This window comes from Oceanobacillus sp. M60 (assembly GCF_053839645.1).
In genome coordinates, this window is sequence record NZ_JBSSNH010000007.1 from 268,207 (window position 1) to 286,425 (window position 18,219).

The following is an 18,219-nucleotide window of genomic DNA, read 5'->3' on the forward strand; positions in this document are numbered from 1 at the left end:
TATTTTATTCCATTTCTTTAAAATGTTCTTCAATCACATACGCTGTTTCTTCAATCGATTTATCTGTCACATCAATCGTAAAAATACCAAATCGTTTGAAAACCTGTTGTGAATAGTCGAGTTCGTTATATATTTTTTCTAAATCGGTATAACTGGTGGAATGATTTAAACCTAATGAATCTAAACGATTACTTCTAATTCTAGATAAATTATCTGGATGGCAAACTAAACCCACCAGCTTATGCGGATCTACATCTTCCAGTATCTGTGGTAAGGGAACCTCCGGAATCAGAGGTAAATTGGAAACTTTATACCCTTTATTCGCTAAATACATACTTAATGGTGTCTTTGAGGTTCGTGATACACCTAACAAGACTAAATCGGAATCTATAAAGCCTTGCGGGTTCTTGCCATCATCATATTTCACCGCAAATTCAATAGCTGCGATGCGGTTAAAGTATTCCGTATCTAATTTATGAACTGTTCCAGGTTCTTCAATGGGTCTCGAACCGGTTCTTGCTTGAATCATTTCAAAAAATGGGTGCATCAAATCTAAATACATGAGACCTGTCTGCTGACTGAAATTCCGGGCAGTTTCAGCTAGACGATGATTAACTAAGGTGCTAACAACAATCGCTTTATCCTTTAAGGCATCCCGCAAAATTCCCAATAACTCCTCTTCTCGATTTACTAATGGAAAGCGATAGCTTTTATTAAAATTCAAATCCGGATATTGTGCACTGACGGCTGTTAGTAACTTTTGTGATGTTTCTCCGAGTGAATCAGAAATAGAGTAGATGATGATTTCATTTTTCATAATAGATGGATATCCCCTTTTATTTATTTATTTAATTCTGCATTTCTGGCTTGCTGCGTAATGTAATTAAGTATTCGAGACTTCGTAATTTTACCAATCACTTTTTTGTGATTTTCTTCTTCAACGACTGGCAGTGAATCAACTTCAAAATCTTGTAAGATAGTGGCTGCTTCCAGTATATTGATATTTTTTTGACAGACTTTAATATGCGGCATTCGTGTCATACACACTACAACTGGCGTATTATCAATATCTGAATTTAATGATGCCCTTAATAAATCCTTCCTGGATAAAACACCCACGAGAAGTTTTTCTTCATCCACCACGTACAGGGAACCAACATCATAAATAAACAAATTAGTGATGGCATCTCGAATCGATGTATTTTGGTTAATCACTAAGGGTGGAATCATAATTTCATCGATTTTCGTATCAAAGGTCTTAAAAAAGAAAAAGGCTTCTAAATCCGAACCTGAATACGTATAGCCGATTTTAGGTGTAGCTTGTAAAACACCTGCTAATGTCAAAAACGATAAATCTGAACGTAACGTAGCTCTAGAAACATCTAACAGCTCAGATATTTTTTCCCCGCTGACCGGCTGATAATCTTTTACTAATTGGATGATTTGTTCTTGTCTTTCACTTAATTTCATACTTGGACCTCCAAATAAAGCTATCAAACAATGTTATTATTATGTTTTCATTATACACATATTAATGAATCTTTTAAACTAATAATCACATATTTATGTATTGACACACATATTTTTGTCATATATGATGATTATTAAATAAATGTGACACACAATTAAATCATTGGAGGTTTCTTATGGAAAAATTAATTTATACATTTGATGAAGGACGAAGCGGGAACAAAGAATTGCTGGGCGGCAAAGGAGCCAATCTTGCAGAAATGACTCATTTGGGATTACCTGTACCTGAGGGCTTTACGATTACTACAGAATGTTGTATGAATTATTTAGCAGATGCTTCCTTTTTTGAAAAGCAATTAAAAGCAGAAGTTTTGAAAGCGATTCAAAATTTAGAGTCAGAAACAGGGAAATCTTTTACATCTACTGAAAATATTCTATTAGTTTCTGTTCGAAGCGGCGCTGTCTTTTCCATGCCCGGCATGATGGATACCATTTTAAATCTTGGCTTAAATGATTATAGAGTTCAAGATTTTGCCAAATTGACCAATGTGAACTTTGCCTATGACTGCTACCGCCGTCTCTTGCAAATGTTCGGTGATGTCGTTTACGGAATCCATAAAGAACAATTCAATGTATTGCTGCATCAAATGGAGAAGAGTTTGAATAAAAAAGTAACTGATTTTAACGAAGCAGAGCATGTAGAATTGATTGAATCGTATAAGAATTTGTTCTCTAAGAATAAAGTAGCCTTTCCACAGGATCCAATGGAGCAATTATTCGAAGCAACGAAGGCTGTTTTCAAATCCTGGAATAACCAGCGGGCGAAGGTATATCGCGACCTGCACAATATTCCTCATCATTTAGGAACAGCGGTTAATGTCCAGTCAATGGTCTTTGGCAACAGCGGTGAGGAAAGCGGAACAGGAGTGGTCTTCACTCGCAATCCTTCTGTCGGTGATAATAAATTATTTGGTGAATTTCTAATCAATGCGCAGGGAGAGGATGTCGTTGCAGGGATTCGTACACCGGAGCCGATTGAATCTTTGCAAACCATTTTGCCAGAAGCTTATAATGATTTTATTAAACATTCTCATAAACTGGAGCAGCACTATAAGGATATGCAGGATATCGAATTTACAATCGAAAATGGTAAGCTGTATATTCTGCAGACCAGAAATGGAAAACGCACCGCCAAAGCTACCTTGAAAATAGCTTTAGATTTAGCAGCTGAAGGTTTAATCTCAAAGGAAGAAGCGATTATGCGCGTCTCTCCTGAGGTGATCGATCAATTGATTCATCCGGTCTTTGATACCGAAAAACTGACAGCAGTGGATGCTTTCGCAACAGGTTTACCTGCCAGTCCAGGCGCAGCAACCGGATCAATCGTCTTTACAGCTGATAAAGCAAAAGAATACACTGCTTTAGGAAAAAAAGTGATTCTGGTTCGTCAAGAAACCTCGCCAGAAGATATTGAAGGCATGGTGGTCAGCGAAGCAATTGTTACGAGCCGCGGCGGAATGACATCGCACGCAGCAGTTGTTGCCAGAGGAATGGGAACTTGCTGTGTCACCGGCTGTGAAGCATTAACAGTCAATGAAAGTGCCAAAACTGTATTATGTGGTAACCATACCCTGACGGAAGGCGATATGATTTCTGTTGACGGCAGTACTGGAAGTTTATATCTAGGGGAAATCCCGACAATTGTTCCTGAAAACGATCAGAGCTTGCAGCAATTACTTACTTGGGCAGACGAATGCGCTGAGTTGAAGGTTCGTGCGAATGCTGAAACATTACAAGACTTACAAACAGCGATTGATTTTGGTGCAACAGGAATTGGTTTAGCCCGAACAGAGCATATGTTTTTTGGGGAAGAGCGTGTACTGGAAATGCGCCGCTTGATTCTCGCTAAAGATGAAGAGGAAGTCCAGGCCGCTTTAAATAAATTACTAAGCTTCCAGCAAGAAGATTTCTATCAAATGTTAAAAACAGTTCAAGATAAACCAATGGTGATTCGTTTGCTTGATCCGCCAATGCATGAATTTTTGCCGCATGATGCCAATGAAATCAAGTCATTGGCTGATCAACTAAACAGATACCCGTCTGCTGTGGAGAAACAAATCGAAAAATTACAAGAAACCAACCCAATGCTGGGCCATCGGGGCTGCCGCTTAGGTATTACTGAACCGCTCATTTATCAAATGCAAGTCAAAGCAATTTTCAATAGTGCCATTCAATTAGCAAAAGAAGGCTTGACGATTTGTCCAGAAATCATGGTTCCTTTAATTTCAGAAAAAGCCGAGCTGGACTACGTTAAAAGCTTTTTAACCGAAACCATCGAAGCTACATTCAAGGAGCATCAAATGGAGCCCTTCCCTTACGAAATCGGGACCATGATCGAATTACCGCGCGCATGTATCATTGCTGACCAATTAGCAGAAAATGCCGATTTCTTCAGCTTCGGTACCAATGATTTAACTCAAATGACATTTGGATTTTCTCGCGATGATATCGGTAAGTTTATCAATACCTATAAAGAAAAACAGATTATGCAGCAAGACCCGTTCCAGGTTCTGGATCAAAGCGGTGTCGGCGAATTGATTAAGCTCGCTGTCGACAAAGCAAGACAAACGAAAGAAAACATGATGATCGGTATTTGCGGCGAAGTTGGCGGCAATCCAGAATCGATTGCTTTCTTCCAACAAATCGGCATTGATTATGTTTCTTGTTCACCATACCGTATTCCAGCCGCTCGTTTAGCTGTAGCGCAAGCAGTATTAAAATAGAAAAACATACTATAAAAAATAGCAGCACAGACCAAAGCCATGGTCTGTGCTGCTATTTTTTATAGTAGAGATGAAGGAAAGCTGACCAGCTCCTTGGAATCATTGTCAAATTCGGATTATAAATCAGCTTAGCCTCCCCTCTTATTTGAACCAGCATAAAATTAGCTTTAATATCCTTTTTGAATATCCACCTTATTTTCCAAGTCCTGCCCTGCTTCCACTCTTTTCAGGGTGTCAACAAAGCAATCCGCCGCTTCTTTTGCCGTTGTCACAGCAGATATATGAGGTGTTATTGTAATAGCTGGATGCTCCCAGAATGAATGCGATGCAGGCAACGGTTCTTCATGGAAAACATCCAGTACAGCAAACCGTACTTGCTCCTTTTCCAAGGCAGCCAGCAAATCTGCTTCAGCAACAGACTTTCCTCTGCCTGCATTGATAAATCCAATATTGTCCGTTTGATCAAATAAGCGTTTATCAAATAAATCTGCTGTTTTCTCTGTTAACGGCAATGTATTGATTACATAATCCGCTTCTTTTATAAATGAAAATTGAGAGTCAATAGCTGCAACTTGGCTAAAAGGTGCTTTCTGTGTCCCGCTTAAAGAAATGCCGTACACCTTCATTCCAAATCCGGATAGAATCTCTGCCAGTCTTCTGCCGATTTCACCGGTTCCATAAATCACTGCTGTTTTCTCACTCAATAATACAGGAGAAAATTCCTTCCAGACCTTCTCTCCTTGCTGGGCTGCAAACGTCTGATGCGCTTGGGTATCCCTTAACATATAGCTTAAGCAATATTCCCCGATGCGCTGTCCAAACGAGCAGACAGTACGTGTTAATAATACATTTTCATTCCAATTCTGATCATACAAAAATCCATCGACACCGGCGCCTAGAGAATGTACCCATTTCACTTTGCCGTAGTCCGTATCCTTCCGCAGCTGAAACCCGCAAAGAGCATCCGCCCATTCCAGGTCTCCCTCTGTTATAGCGTCCTCTGTTATGTAACGAATTTCTTTATCCAGCTTATAATGTGCTATGTGTTTTTCTAATTCCTTTATTAACGGACTGGCAATAATTATTTTTTGAATGTTCATATTAACCTTCTCCCTTCTCTCTTTATTATAGAGGATTATTTTATTTTTTGAAAAATATCCATCATAATACTTTTATAATTCTGTTATTTATTTGGAAATACTCTATCCAAAATATTCCGTTAAATAGGACTAGTCAATATATGTAAATATTGATATACTGAACATTTCATATTCCAGTATATAGGAGTTTACAAATCATGAAAGATGTTTTTTTAACCGTATTATTTTGCATGATAGCTTCCATTGCCGTCATAACCTTTTTCCCTTTTATAGCCAACCTGTTTACTGTTGGGAACTTACGCGGATTCTTTGATTTAACTATTTTCTTTCTGCTGGTCGTGATATTAAAGATTTCACTTGATAACAAAAAGAATCATGAAAAATGATGAATCACAGAAGTATTGTTAATCAAGAAATCCAGCAGGTTGACTTTTCAATTTTAATCGTTTACTATTGTTGTTAATTTAAAATCTAATTCGATGACGGGAAAGAGTAATTATCTCCTTCTTATCTACAGAGAGTTGACCCTGTGCTGAAAGTCAACGTTAAGAAAGCTAATGAAAATCCTCCCTGAGAAGCAAAGTTGAAGAGAAAAGTGGAAAGTGCCCGTTTAAAAACGTAGAGATTGGAGCGGCACAACTGAGATAAAGGAAACACGGTGAGGTGACGAACCGATGTTGACTTATCGTAGGGCGTGACGTGAAATCTCTAAAGTTTGGCGCTTGGAACTAGACAGTACATTAAACTTTGACGGCATTCTACCGATATCCAGAATGCGTATGATAGTACGTAGTGAAAATCCATTCCGAAAACCACTGCTTATGTTGGTTTTTTTATTTTTATGAAGAATGTAAGCCTCCCGATTCTCTCTGCGCAGAATCGGGATTTTTTAATTTTGATAATGAGGTGAAAAAATTGAAGGAATCAAGTGCAGCTCGTGAATTAAGAATTCGAAACCAATGGGAAAGAGATCATACTTTCCAGCACTCTATTTCCAACAGAGAAGGTAAAGAAACCTTTGTTTTTTACGAAGGACCGCCGACAGCTAACGGACTGCCGCATGCCGGCCACGCTCTAGGCAGAACCATCAAGGACTTTGTAGCAAGATATAAAATCATGTCAGGCTATCAGGTTTTACGAAAAGCTGGCTGGGACACCCATGGATTACCTGTTGAATTGGAAGTAGAAAAACAATTGAATATCCGCGGCAAGGAACAAATTGAAGAATATGGTGTGGAGAACTTTATCGCGAAATGTAAAGAAAGTGTTTTCACCTACGAAAATGAGTGGAAGCAATTCACCGATGCGCTTGGATATTAGATAGATATGGAGAACCCTTATGTCACACTGAACAATGCGTATATCGAATCGGTGTGGCATATCCTTTCTGACATTCACAAGAAGGATTATTTATATCAAGGTCATCGTGTTGTTCCTTATTGTCCCCATTGTGAGACGTCACTAAGTTCTCATGAAGTGGCTCAAGGATATAAAGACGTCACTGATTTATCTGCTACTGCCAAGTTTCAGATTAAAGGAAAAGACAATGAATATCTATTAGGCTGGACAACAACACCTTGGACACTTCCAGCCAATGTGGCTCTCGCAGTGAATCCGGAAATGGAGTATATGCGTGTGCAGCAGGGAAATGAAATATATATCGCAGCAAAATCATTAGTCCAAAATGTGATGAAGGAAGACTATAACGTTTTAGAAATTATCAAAGGACAGGATTTAATTGGTCTCTCCTACCATCCTCCATTCGATTTTATCACTGTTTCTAACGGATATGTCGTGATTGGTGCAGATTTTGTGACAGATACAAGCGGAACTGGGATTGTTCATGTAGCACCGGCCATGAAACTCCTCCTTCAATAATTTGAAAGCGTGTCTTACTTTACATGATAAAGTGCGAATTCTCCATTAAACGAAGAATTCGCACTTTATCATGTTAAATTATTTCAACACTTAAGCAAACGCTTACAATACTTCAAATAACCTTTGTTCCGCTTTTAGATGATCGGGAACTTTCTTCTTGTTGTGTTTCCCAATAATCCGCATTCTTAATTCCTAGCTTTACTGGATCAAACACAGGATCTTTACCTGCTTTTTTCTGTTCTTTATAATCCTTTAAAACCTTGAGTGCTACCCCAGATAACAGCAACGTGCTGATTAAGTTCAAATACGCCATGCTTCCTAATCCGATGTCTCCCATTGCCCATGCTGTAGATGCGGAAACAATAGCGCCGACAAAGGCAAAAATAAGTATGCCTATACGTAACGGAAATAAAAATAATTTTTCCTTTTTATTGGAATGGCCAATAATATACGTAGCACTAGATTCTGTTTTATAATAGTAAGTTATCATTGTGGTAAAACAAAAGAAAAATAAGGCAATAGCCATAAAAGCAGATCCAATACCCGGCAAAACGGTATCTACTGCCAGCTGCACATTTACTGAGCCAGCTTCTACACCAGGAACATTCACGACAGATGCTGCCCCTTCTACATTGTACATCCCTGTAATAAGAATCATAAAGGCAGTTGCCGAGCATATAATCCAAGTATCTACATACACAGCCAGCGCCTGAACCAGCCCCTGCTTTGCCGGATGAGATACTTCAGCAGCAGCTCCTTCGTAAGTTTCTGAACCTGCTCCTGCAGCATTCGAGAAAAATCCTCTTTGAACCCCCCATGATATAGCCGCTCCTATCATGCCACCAAACGTTGCTTCTGCACCAAATGCACTCGATATAATCAATGAAAACAAATCTGGAATAGCCCGAAAATTAAGCCCTAAAATAATAATACAGACTATAATGTAACCAATTGCCATAAAAGGTACTAAATACTCCGCAGTTTTAGCAATTCTTTTTACACCGCCAAAGACACATAACCCCATTAAAAGAACAAGGATAATCCCAATAACATATGGCGGAATCCCAAAAGCTCCCTCCATTGAAGCCGCAATCGTATTAGATTGAATATTCATCAGAAAAAATCCTGTTGCCAAAGTTGTTAATATTGCAAAAATAATACCCAGTTTTCTAAATCCAAGACCTTTTTCAATAAAATATGGCGTCCCGCCACGCAATTCTCCATTCACTTTACTTTTATAAACCTGCGATAATGTAATTTCAATAAAACTTGTAGCTGCTCCAAAGAAAGACATTACCCACATCCAAAATACTGCTCCCGGTCCCCCAAGTGTGATTGCTGTTGCAACTCCTGCAACATTACCAGTTCCGATTCTGCTCCCCAGTGACATTGAAATTGCCTGGAAGGAAGACACGCCGGATTCAGAAGATCTTCTCACAAACATTAGCTTGATCATATCTTTTAAATGTGTCACTTGCACAAATCTGGTCATAATAGAAAAGAATAAACCAATCACTAAAAAACTGAAAATAAAATACTGATTCCAGACAGCTCCGCTTAACCAATCTATAAATGCGCTCATATAACTCTCCCTTATCTATTTCAGATTTTTTAATCTTACTGCGATTTCCTCTGTTAGCAGTTATCTAAAGTCATTCGATTCTATTGGTTTTCTATAACTATGTCCGAACTAACTACATTTTCTCTATCCTGGAAATGATCCATAATTATTTTCGTCATATCTTTTGGACTTGCGTAGCTTTTCCGTTCTGCCGGCTTATCCTCCCGCCAGAGGCTGGTGTTCATATTCCCCATGTATGCCGCAAGCACTCTAATATCTGTGTCTTTTGTTAAATCCGTTAATGCTTCTGAAAACCCCCGCATTCCAAATTTACTGGTACTATATATGATTTCATCTGCTTTGGCAGCTTTTCCAGAATTGGAAATAATATTTAAAATATCTCCCTTATTCCTGCGTTGCATATCTGGTAAAACTTCTTTGGTGCAATAAATCGCTCCTTTTACATTTGTATCAATCAACAAATCGACTTCTTTATTATCCATTTCAGCTAATGATTTAAAAATACCGACCCCTGCATTATTTACGAGACAGTCTATGGAATCATGTGATTCATCTATTTTCTTGAATACTTCTGTCACACTTAAGGGATCTGTAATATCCACTTCAAAGATGGAAGATTTTCCTTTTAAATTTTGGGACACCTCCTCTAATTTATAACGCGTCCTGCCTAACAGACATACCTTATAATCAAGTTCAGAAAAAGCATACGCTAATTCTGAACCCAGACCGCTTCCAGCACCTGTAATAACCACTGTTTTCATAAAATCGACCACTCCTAAAAACCGAATGAACCCGTATGCTTTCTTAACCTGCCCCAAAAGAATCTAAAGACACCATTAAACTAAACTGGGCCAACCAGCAAACGCTTACAATACACTAAATAACTTTTCGTTCTTTTTTAGCCGGCTGCACACTTTCCTCTTGTTCCGGTTCCCAAAAATCTGCATTTTTAATTCCAGCTTTCAACGAATCAAATACTGGATCTTTTCCTTGTTTTTTCTGCACATCATAATCCTTTACGGCCTTTAAGACTGGTTTTGTCAGAAATAGCAATGCTATCATGTTTAACCAAGCCATGACCCCAAACCCTAAGTCGCCAAAACTCCATGCCAGGGCAGCTGAATTTGTACTATTATAAAAAACGGTGACTAACAGGCCGCATTTCAAGACAGTTAATGGCCACTGCAGCTTTTTTTTACGGTTACTGTTAAGATAGGCCAGACTGGTTTCCGCTTTATAGGAGTACGTAATCAAACTGGTAAATGCAAAGAAGAAGATCGCAACAGCAACGAAAGGTCCCCCTAATCCCGGTAAAATCGTTTCAACGCTTAATTGAACGTTGTTGGAACCTGCTTCCACAGCACCAATATTGTTCTCAACCATCGTGCCATCATCCAGCTGAACATTATACATACCAGTAATCAAGACCATAAATGCTGTAGCAGAACAAATAACCAGGGTGGTGATATACACGGATAATGCCTGCACTAATCCTTGTTTAACAGGATGGGAAACTTCTGCTGCTCCTGTTTCAAAGGTTTCACTTCCAAAGCCGGCGGCATTCGAAAAGGCTCCTCTTTGTACGCCCCAGGCGATTGCTGAACCTATGATTCCGCCAAATGTTGCACTTGGATTGATTGCGCTGGAAACAATTAATGAAAGTACATCTGGTATGGATGTGAAATTAACAGCTAAAATAACAACACATACGCCGATATAACCAATTGCCATAACTGGAACAATCGTCTCCGCCGTTTTTGCAATTCTTTTTACCCCTCCAAAAATAACAACAGCCAGTAAAATCACGAGTAATATACCTGTTATTGCCGGAGCTATACCAAATGCGTCATCAAGAGAAAGCGCTATAGTATTTACTTGAATCCCCGGGACAAGAATCGTCATAGAAACCATGGTCACGGCTGCAAAAATGACAGCAAACCATTCTTTCTTTAACCCTTTACCAATATAATACGGGACGCCTCCGCGGTATTCCCCATCCTGCTTCACTTTATAAATCTGTGCAAGCGTGGTTTCCATAAAAGCAATACTGGCAGAGAAAAAAGCCAAAATCCACATCCAGAATACAGCTCCCGGACCCCCTAATGTGATTGCAGTCGCTACACCGGCTATATTACCAATACCAATTCTGCTTCCAATCGACATCGATAATGCTTGAAACGAAGAAATACCTGCCTCCGACTTTCCGCCAGTAAATGTCAGTTTAAACATGTCCTTAATATATCGAAAATGAATGAAACGCGTTGCTATGGAGAAAAACAATCCCAGTGCCAGAATAAAAATAACCAACGCTGGACTCCATACAATATCGTTTAATCGCCCTATAAATTCACCCATGTTATCCCCCTTGTTCACGGGCCTAAAAACTAGAATCCATTTTAGGCCCCGCACCAGAAAATCGGTTAATATACTTTATATGCCTGACCCGTTTGCGCTCCAAAGACACTTTTTCGATAAGCTAAGCCAATCCGTTTGGAAGAAACAGGTTCGAACCCTTGGAATAGTTTACCATATTTTTCTTTTGATTTCTCCAGCATCGATGGACTGACATGATTAATCCGGATTCCACGCGGCATTTCAATGGCTGCTGATTTAACAAACGCGGATACACCGCCATTGGCCATCGCCGATGAGGATGCAGTTTTCAATGGATCATCCATCAAAACACCCGTTGTAAGCGTAATGCTTCCGTTATCTCTCAGATAATGTAAACCGATTAATACTACATTTACCTGTCCCAGCTGCTTGCTGTTTACCGCAATCATATTCTGTTCCGGTGTCAGTTCATCCACTGTGGCAAAATGGGCCGAACCTGCAGCGCAAATGATGCCATCCACCTGTCCTACCTTTTCAAAAAGCGCTCTGATGCTCTCTTCTGAAGTAATATCTACTGGATATTCTGAAGAATTCCGGCTGGCTTGGATGATTTCTGCATCGTCCTTTAATTCTTCATACGCTACTTCTCCGATGGATCCGGTTGCTCCGATTAATAGTATTTTCATATGACATGTCTCCTTACCTTCTTCATTTCAAGCATTTTGTTGATAATCTTGATACAATGTTTCTCTTTCCTTTTTAATTTCCGGATGAAATTGAATTAAAGCGGCTGCTCTTACCTTTTTTACATTTTGAATTGCGCGATTCATACGCTCTGTTAATGCGGGATTTTCTCCAATTACTTTCGATGCTATATTTAATCCGGCGACTTCCCCTTGTGCCATGGCAACCTTTGAGCTTTCTACTCCTGTGATATTGCCAGATACATATAAATCAGGGAGTGTTGTCTCCATTTTTTCATTATGAACCGGAATATGTCCCCCTAATGCTTCCACGTATTTAAAGGAACAACCGGCAACAGAAGCAAGCTCTGCCATTGGCGTCAGTCCCCCTGAAATACAAACCACATCAGCTGTTTCCGTCTTTTCTGTTCCTGGAATGGGTTCGCCTGCTGTGTTTATTTTTACGGTTTTCACTCCTTCAACAACATCTTCCCCGATAATCTCTGTTACAGCCGTTTTTAATTTGATTGGAATCCCGTTCATTTTCAATCCATTACTTGGATAAAATTTTGTCGCAAAACTCACGGGCATATGTTTTCCCAGCTTGCCCAGCTGTTTTAGTAAAGGAGAAGGAGCCAGATGGGTCAAACGCATTAATGATGCTAATACTTCCTGCGGCTGACCAGCTTCTTTTCCTATTTGTTCGGTTACTGGTAAAATAATGGCCTTCACATCTACGCCGCACAGCTTTAACTCATTGGCAATGGCCATCGATAATACATTTGCTCCGATGATAATACAAGAATTCCCCGGCTTTACCCTGTGGACATTCCCCATTACCTGTGCCGCTCCAATTGACATTACCCCTGGAAGCGTCCACCCCGGCAGCGGAATATGTGTTTCACTTGCGCCTGTTGCCAACAGCAGATGCACCGTATCGATAGCGCCGCTGGAAGTATAAATTCTCCAGCCAGCTTCTATTTTTTCCAAATTATAAACGGATGTTTCACATTCTATTTCCACACCTAGAGATTCAGCTCTATCTACCAGATTTTCAGATTCTTGGATGCCATTCCACCACTCCCCGTTCGGCTCCTCATGCAATTGGCCTAATAACCTGCCTCCCGGGCGGGGAAATTCATCAATCACCTTAACGGCTACTCCATTTTCTGCGGCTGCTATTCCTGCTGTTAAACCCGCTGGACCAGCACCGATAATCACCAAATTCCACATAAACCATCACTTCCTTAAAGAATAAACAGTCATCCCATCCTTGACAGCAGTTACACAAGCGCGGACAACTTGCCTGTCCTCCAGCTGAACTCTGCATTCAAAGCAATGACCGATATTACAATAGATTCCTCTGCCTTTTCCGCTTACATCATGCTTTCGTAATTCTCGATATCCTTCTGCTAATAATGCTGAAGCAATGGTATCTCCTTCAAGCGCTTCTATCGTTTGATTATTAAATGTAAAGGTTAATTTATTTTTATTCGATAAAGACCCTAAAATCGGGTGCTCCTCAATCCTCACTGACATGATCCATCCCTCCCAGAGTGCCAAATGATACTGGTCTGACCGGCGGACGATAGCTGAGAGAAATACCATCTGTCCTTGGAGCAGAGTCATGGGACTGAACAATTTGATCAATCATACTCCGGCACGTTCTTCCTCCGCAATATCCCATCCCTGCTCTTGTTCTCAGCTTCACTTCACGAGAGGAACAATGGTAATGATCTATCGTCTGATTAATTTCTTTTAATGTTATCTCTTCACATCTGCAAATGATGATATCTTCATCCGCCATCCGTACTCCTCCTTTGTTTTAAATAAAACCATAATACGGTTTCTGAGCAGTTGCCATATGCGCCCATCGAATCATTGTAATAAAATCAAAGACTGGCAATCCGACCGCTTGTTGAATTGCTGCGGCATACGGAGGTAAATCACTGCATTCCAGCAGGATAGCTCCAATATCCGGATGATCCTCCACCAGCTCATTTGCCGCTTGAATAACCTCTTCTCTAACTACTCCGTTGTCAAAGCTTCCTCTGCTCTCCACGATGGCAGAGAATTCCGGTAATTTCCCCAAATCTTTTACCACGACATCATCTACATTGGTCACTCCACAGCTGTCAAACAGACTTTCCGTTATGCCATCACTGTCTGCCGTCAGCATGCCGATACGCTGATGGCTTTTTAATCCTGTTTTAATCCATGGAATCTGAACAACACTCGACATAAAGACGGGGATGTCTACTGCATCGGCAACCTGCTTTTGATAATTCCCAAAGAAGCCGCATGCTCCGCAAATGACCCTCGCTCCCTCTCTTTCCAGCTGCTGTGCTGTTTGAATCACATCGCCCACCAGCGTCGGGTCGCCGACGTGAATTCTGTCCTGGGTACAATTCGACACAACCCGTGGTACAACAGGAAAATCATAGGTGGATAAATTAGCTACGTTGCCAGGTAATACCGGGTACCAGCAATCATCCAGGAATAGAATTCCTACGGAGAAACCCGCTACATATTGCCCTTTTTTCATTTCAATCAGCTGACCGTGATCCGATTTCACAAAGCCATATTCTTGATTTCTGCTGCTCGCCATATTTTTTTCCTCCATCATCTCAATTCAAAGCAGCGGCACAGAGAAATCAAACAAAATATATTTTTATGCTGTTTTTCTCTGTGCCTTCACCTGCTAAAAACCTAAACCGGCTTTACTTCATAGCCTAATTCTTTTAATGTTTTGCTCATCTTCTCTTTTAGCTCCTCGGAAGCTGGCACTAATGGTTTCCGTACGGTTCCTCCTTCCAGGCCAATAATATCTAAACCGGCTTTCACAGGTCCCGGCACCGGCTCTGCTTCCACATAATCATATAGCGGAAGTAAACGCTGATTGATAGCTAATGCGCCGTCGATATCTTTTTCCTTTGTAAATAACTCGTACATTTCTACGATTTCTTTTGGAACCAGATTGTGAATAATTCCTGTCGCCCCGTGCCCACCTACAGATAACGTCGGCAGAATCAGGTGTTCAAATCCGGTTAATACAGTAAAGTCCTCGTTATCCTTGGTTAAAGCAATCACTTTACAAGTATGCTCCTGGTCTGTTGTATTTTTGACCGCTACAATTCCTTCCTCTTCACTTAATTCCGCAATAAATTCAGGGGAAAGCTCTACATTGGTTGCTGCAGGATAATGATAGATAACAATTCCAATTCCTGCTTCGGCAGCTAATTTTTTATAATATGCTTTCATTCCTTCTTCACTTGTTGTCATATAATATGGTGTTACGACAAGCGCACAATCCGCGCCAACTTCTGCTGCATATTTTGTCAGCTCCAGCGTTTCTTCCTCCCGGTGTGCACTCGTACCTGCCATGACAGGCACACGTCCGCCGGCATATTCTACCGCTGCTTTTAATAGACTCTTTCTTTCTTCTAACGACATCAGCGAATATTCTCCTGTGCTTCCTCCAGCAAGCAGGCAGTGTACTCCGCCGTCAACCAGGTGATTAATCAAGCCTTGATAGGCAGAAAAGTTAATCGATCCGTCCTCATTAAATGGTGTTGGCATTGCAGGTATCATTCCAGTTGGTTTATACATCATTCATTCCTCCAATAATTAAATAGTTTGTAAGATTTCTTCTTGCGCTTTATATCTTGAAAATTTCAAGCGATCAATATTAAATTCGGTTTCTTTTCCTGAAATAAGCTCTGTCATCATTTTCCCGGTAATCGGTGCCATACTGATTCCGTCACCCTCATGGCCGCTGGCAATATAGAAGCCCGGCACCTCATCTACCTCGGATACAATCGGCAAATGATCCACTACCCATGGGCGGATGCCGGCATAGGCACGTATACAATTGACATCCTTTAACATCGGCAGGAACCGCGTTGCCCGTTCGGCAATTCCCCGCATCACATCATGTTCCGCACTGGTATCATAGCCTTTAAATGCGCGATGTCCGCCTACTAAATAATTACTTGCTTCTGTCGGTTCAATGGTAAAGGCAATATTATAATCTTCTACAAGTTTACTGACATTTCTTTTGTAGTTGATATCTTCAAATTTAGAGAGCATATAGCCAAATTCATGTACTTTTTGATGAACGATCCTGTCTGTCCGCTCTGTCACAAGGACCATTCCTTTTCTTGGCCGAATCGGAATGTCTATCCCGACCATTTCCCCAATATGACTTGCCCAGACACCGGCGCAATTGACCACATTTTTCGTATATAACGTTGTGGTGCTGGTTTTTACAGACTCTACAGAGTCATCCGGACCCTGTGTGATTTCTTTTACTTCCTGATTCGTAAAAAGCTGCAATCCGTATTTTTTTGCTTCTTCAATAAAGGCGTAGCAAACGAGATATGGATTCATCGTAGAGTCAACCTCTGTCCAGACACCGCCTGCCAAATCGTTAGCCAAATGCTTTTCGATATCGGGAAGCTCCTCTTTACTTACCATCTTCATATCGTAGCCGGCAGCGACCTGCTGCTTGACATACCCATTTGCAATTTCCAATTCCTGTTCTGTTTCACAAACATACAGGCTTCCCCGGGAGAAAAACTCGAAATCAAAAGAGAATTCTTTTGCTAATTCTTTATACAGCTGAATACTTCGAAAGCCGATTTCTGTATCAATTCCCGGTTTCTTATCACAAATGAGGGCAACAGCATCACATCTGCTCGACGTACCAGCCGCTATATCTCCCTTCTCCACCAAAGCAACTTGGTACCCTTCTTTAGAGAGGTAATAAGCTACACTTGAACCAATAATGCCTCCGCCGATAACAACCACATCAAAACTATTCAATCTGCCACCTCCTTTTTAAAAATAGATTGATAGATTAACTGTCTGCATTGGAGTAAGCGCCTGAAGGCTTCACTTCTAAAGCAATGTTGACCTGCTTTTTATACAGATACTCTTCAAAGCCATATGTGCCTAAATCTCCGCCAATTCCACTCTGCTTATAGCCGCTCCAAGGAGCTTCATTGAATGTTGGATGATAGCTGTTCACCCAGGTAATTCCTGCATGTAATCCGCGAATCACCCGCTGCGCTTTCGCACCGTCATTCGTAAATACCGCTGCCGCCAATCCAAAATCTGTTCCATTTGCCAGCTCCAGTGCCTCTTTCTCTGTTTCAAATACTTGAATAACCAGTACTGGCCCAAAAATTTCTTCCTGTACAATCCGCATATCTGGTGTTGTATTTGCAAAAATCGTCGGAGCTACATAATTCCCTTCTGCAAGAGAACCGTCTGTTAAACGTTCTCCGCCGCATAATAATTCCGCGCCTTCATCCAAGCCGACTTTGACATATTCCAGAACAGAATCGGCATGATCCGGAGAAATAAGCGGTCCCATTTCAGTTTGCGGGTCCCATCCCGGTCCAATCTTGATTTTGTTCGTGCGTTTTACTAATTCATCAACAAATTTCTCATAGATACTTTTCTCTAAAATTAATCGGGAGCCCGCCGAGCAAACCTGCCCCTGTCCGGCGAAGATGCCCAGCATGGCATAATCGACTGCCGTTTCAAAATCCGCGTCGGCAAATACGATATTTGGAGATTTTCCTCCCAGCTCTAAGCCGACTTTTTTAATGGTATCCGCTGCATCCTTCATAATTTGCTTCCCGGTATCTGTTCCGCCGGTAAACGATATTTTATCGACATCCTTATGTTGTACTAATTGATTGCCGATCACAGAGCCTGGACCCAACACCAGATTCGCTGCCCCGTCTGGAAAGCCGACCTCATCAATAATTTCAAATAATCTCAACACGGTTAACGGCGTTTGAGAAGCTGGTTTTACCACCACGGTACACCCTGCAGCAAGCGCAGCTGACAGCTTTTGCGCAGCCATTACCAGCGGGAAATTCCACGGAACAATAATGCTGACCACGCCAACCGGCTCCCGAATCACCATGGCCTGAATTTCATCGGGCACTTCATAGGTTTGACCATGCGGCTGCATCGCCAGTCCCGCATAATATTTAAATTGATGTATGGCATCCTCCACATCAACAATAGAATCCTCATAGATTTTTCCGTTATTTAATGTTTCTAATTTTGCTATTTCCTCTTTCCGCGCCTCCAGCTTCTCTGCTACATTCAATAGCAGGTCAGCCCTTGTTCTCGCATAGGCTTCACGCCAGCCATCTTCATAAAAGGCTTTTCTGGCAGCTTCGATTGCTTTGTCTGCATCCTCAGCGCCGCCGTCAGCAACGGTTGCAATGACTTGGTTGTTTGCAGGGTTATAAACCTTTCTGGATTTTCCGGTACTCCCGCTGGTCCACTCCCCAGCGATATACATATTCTGAACTTCTTCCGTATCTTTTAAAACTGCTTCAAATGCTGCTGCGTCACTCATGATACCT

General features: G+C 41.0%; 16 protein-coding genes and 1 pseudogene. 3 read left to right on the forward strand and 14 right to left on the reverse strand.

Features of this window, described 5'->3' with window-relative positions; all coding sequences use genetic code 11:
- Positions 1-4 precede the first annotated feature (4 nt).
- The gene (locus tag ACW0TQ_RS18090; protein ID WP_256706111.1) at positions 5-817 is read right to left on the reverse strand and encodes a pyruvate, water dikinase regulatory protein; all 813 of its coding nucleotides are present in this window, start codon (positions 815-817) and stop codon (positions 5-7) included.
- A gap of 23 nt (positions 818-840) precedes the next feature.
- Positions 841-1,470 carry a CBS domain-containing protein gene (locus ACW0TQ_RS18095; RefSeq protein WP_256706110.1) on the reverse strand — a complete coding sequence of 210 codons (630 nt, stop codon included), beginning with the start codon at positions 1,468-1,470 and terminating at the stop codon, positions 841-843.
- A 176-nt stretch (positions 1,471-1,646) separates the two neighbouring features.
- Between ACW0TQ_RS18095 and ppdK the strand changes: the two genes are divergently transcribed.
- Entirely contained in the window at positions 1,647-4,253 is a 2,607-nt protein-coding gene (gene ppdK, locus ACW0TQ_RS18100; protein WP_455725883.1) for a pyruvate, phosphate dikinase, read from the forward strand.
- Positions 4,254-4,420: 167 nt separating this feature from the next.
- Here ppdK and ACW0TQ_RS18105 read toward each other — a convergent pair whose 3' ends face one another.
- Positions 4,421-5,353, reverse strand: coding sequence for a D-2-hydroxyacid dehydrogenase (locus tag ACW0TQ_RS18105; RefSeq protein ID WP_455725884.1), 933 nt, complete (start codon positions 5,351-5,353; stop codon positions 4,421-4,423).
- Positions 5,354-5,550: 197 nt separating this feature from the next.
- Between ACW0TQ_RS18105 and ACW0TQ_RS18110 the strand changes: the two genes are divergently transcribed.
- Entirely contained in the window at positions 5,551-5,739 is a 189-nt protein-coding gene (locus tag ACW0TQ_RS18110) for a hypothetical protein (RefSeq protein ID WP_042533564.1), read from the forward strand.
- 520 nt (positions 5,740-6,259) lie between these two features.
- Positions 6,260-7,210: pseudogene (locus ACW0TQ_RS18115) on the forward strand (class I tRNA ligase family protein); the annotation flags it as partial.
- A gap of 133 nt (positions 7,211-7,343) precedes the next feature.
- Here the strand turns inward: ACW0TQ_RS18115 and ACW0TQ_RS18120 are convergent.
- The 11 genes from ACW0TQ_RS18120 to ACW0TQ_RS18170 form a co-directional block, all read right to left on the reverse strand.
- Complete coding sequence (locus ACW0TQ_RS18120; RefSeq protein WP_455725885.1) at positions 7,344-8,813, reverse strand: alanine/glycine:cation symporter family protein; 1,470 nt, start codon at positions 8,811-8,813, stop codon at positions 7,344-7,346.
- 80 nt (positions 8,814-8,893) lie between these two features.
- Positions 8,894-9,574: an SDR family oxidoreductase gene (locus tag ACW0TQ_RS18125; RefSeq protein WP_212929299.1), complete on the reverse strand. Its 681-nt coding sequence runs from the start codon at positions 9,572-9,574 to the stop codon at positions 8,894-8,896.
- A 115-nt stretch (positions 9,575-9,689) separates the two neighbouring features.
- On the reverse strand, positions 9,690-11,168 hold the full coding sequence (locus tag ACW0TQ_RS18130) for an alanine/glycine:cation symporter family protein (protein WP_042533560.1): 1,479 nt from the start codon (positions 11,166-11,168) through the stop codon (positions 9,690-9,692).
- 65 nt (positions 11,169-11,233) lie between these two features.
- Positions 11,234-11,833 carry a short chain dehydrogenase gene (locus ACW0TQ_RS18135; protein ID WP_341172878.1) on the reverse strand — a complete coding sequence of 200 codons (600 nt, stop codon included), beginning with the start codon at positions 11,831-11,833 and terminating at the stop codon, positions 11,234-11,236.
- Between the two features lie 27 nt (positions 11,834-11,860).
- The gene (locus ACW0TQ_RS18140; protein ID WP_256706103.1) at positions 11,861-13,063 is read right to left on the reverse strand and encodes an NAD(P)/FAD-dependent oxidoreductase; all 1,203 of its coding nucleotides are present in this window, start codon (positions 13,061-13,063) and stop codon (positions 11,861-11,863) included.
- Positions 13,064-13,069: 6 nt separating this feature from the next.
- A complete protein-coding gene (locus ACW0TQ_RS18145; RefSeq protein ID WP_256706102.1) occupies positions 13,070-13,369 on the reverse strand; it encodes a (2Fe-2S)-binding protein in 300 nt (99 codons plus the stop codon).
- Entirely contained in the window at positions 13,353-13,637 is a 285-nt protein-coding gene (locus tag ACW0TQ_RS18150) for a (2Fe-2S)-binding protein (protein WP_256706101.1), read from the reverse strand. The genes ACW0TQ_RS18145 and ACW0TQ_RS18150 overlap by 17 nt, the downstream gene beginning before the upstream one ends.
- A gap of 18 nt (positions 13,638-13,655) precedes the next feature.
- Entirely contained in the window at positions 13,656-14,438 is a 783-nt protein-coding gene (locus tag ACW0TQ_RS18155; protein WP_289584646.1) for an aspartate/glutamate racemase family protein, read from the reverse strand.
- A gap of 101 nt (positions 14,439-14,539) precedes the next feature.
- Positions 14,540-15,442: a 4-hydroxy-tetrahydrodipicolinate synthase gene (dapA, locus tag ACW0TQ_RS18160; RefSeq protein ID WP_338112853.1), complete on the reverse strand. Its 903-nt coding sequence runs from the start codon at positions 15,440-15,442 to the stop codon at positions 14,540-14,542.
- Positions 15,443-15,457: 15 nt separating this feature from the next.
- Positions 15,458-16,654, reverse strand: coding sequence for an NAD(P)/FAD-dependent oxidoreductase (locus ACW0TQ_RS18165; protein ID WP_256706099.1), 1,197 nt, complete (start codon positions 16,652-16,654; stop codon positions 15,458-15,460).
- Between the two features lie 34 nt (positions 16,655-16,688).
- Positions 16,689-18,212: an aldehyde dehydrogenase family protein gene (locus tag ACW0TQ_RS18170; RefSeq protein ID WP_256706098.1), complete on the reverse strand. Its 1,524-nt coding sequence runs from the start codon at positions 18,210-18,212 to the stop codon at positions 16,689-16,691.
- Positions 18,213-18,219 lie beyond the last annotated feature (7 nt).

Coding starts and splice junctions, on each gene's coding strand:
- ACW0TQ_RS18105 (WP_455725884.1), bottom strand. CDS start 5,353: ATGAACATTCAAAAAATAATTATTGCCAGTCCGTTAATAAAGGAATTA.
- ACW0TQ_RS18150 (WP_256706101.1), bottom strand. CDS start 13,637: ATGGCGGATGAAGATATCATCATTTGCAGATGTGAAGAGATAACATTA.
- ACW0TQ_RS18155 (WP_289584646.1), bottom strand. CDS start 14,438: ATGGCGAGCAGCAGAAATCAAGAATATGGCTTTGTGAAATCGGATCAC.
- ACW0TQ_RS18110 (WP_042533564.1), top strand. CDS start 5,551: ATGAAAGATGTTTTTTTAACCGTATTATTTTGCATGATAGCTTCCATT.
- ACW0TQ_RS18125 (WP_212929299.1), bottom strand. CDS start 9,574: ATGAAAACAGTGGTTATTACAGGTGCTGGAAGCGGTCTGGGTTCAGAA.
- ACW0TQ_RS18170 (WP_256706098.1), bottom strand. CDS start 18,212: ATGAGTGACGCAGCAGCATTTGAAGCAGTTTTAAAAGATACGGAAGAA.
- ACW0TQ_RS18120 (WP_455725885.1), bottom strand. CDS start 8,813: ATGAGCGCATTTATAGATTGGTTAAGCGGAGCTGTCTGGAATCAGTAT.
- ppdK (WP_455725883.1), top strand. CDS start 1,647: ATGGAAAAATTAATTTATACATTTGATGAAGGACGAAGCGGGAACAAA.
- ACW0TQ_RS18140 (WP_256706103.1), bottom strand. CDS start 13,063: ATGTGGAATTTGGTGATTATCGGTGCTGGTCCAGCGGGTTTAACAGCA.
- ACW0TQ_RS18090 (WP_256706111.1), bottom strand. CDS start 817: ATGAAAAATGAAATCATCATCTACTCTATTTCTGATTCACTCGGAGAA.
- ACW0TQ_RS18145 (WP_256706102.1), bottom strand. CDS start 13,369: ATGTCAGTGAGGATTGAGGAGCACCCGATTTTAGGGTCTTTATCGAAT.
- dapA (WP_338112853.1), bottom strand. CDS start 15,442: ATGATGTATAAACCAACTGGAATGATACCTGCAATGCCAACACCATTT.
- ACW0TQ_RS18095 (WP_256706110.1), bottom strand. CDS start 1,470: ATGAAATTAAGTGAAAGACAAGAACAAATCATCCAATTAGTAAAAGAT.
- ACW0TQ_RS18130 (WP_042533560.1), bottom strand. CDS start 11,168: ATGGGTGAATTTATAGGGCGATTAAACGATATTGTATGGAGTCCAGCG.
- ACW0TQ_RS18135 (WP_341172878.1), bottom strand. CDS start 11,833: ATGAAAATACTATTAATCGGAGCAACCGGATCCATCGGAGAAGTAGCG.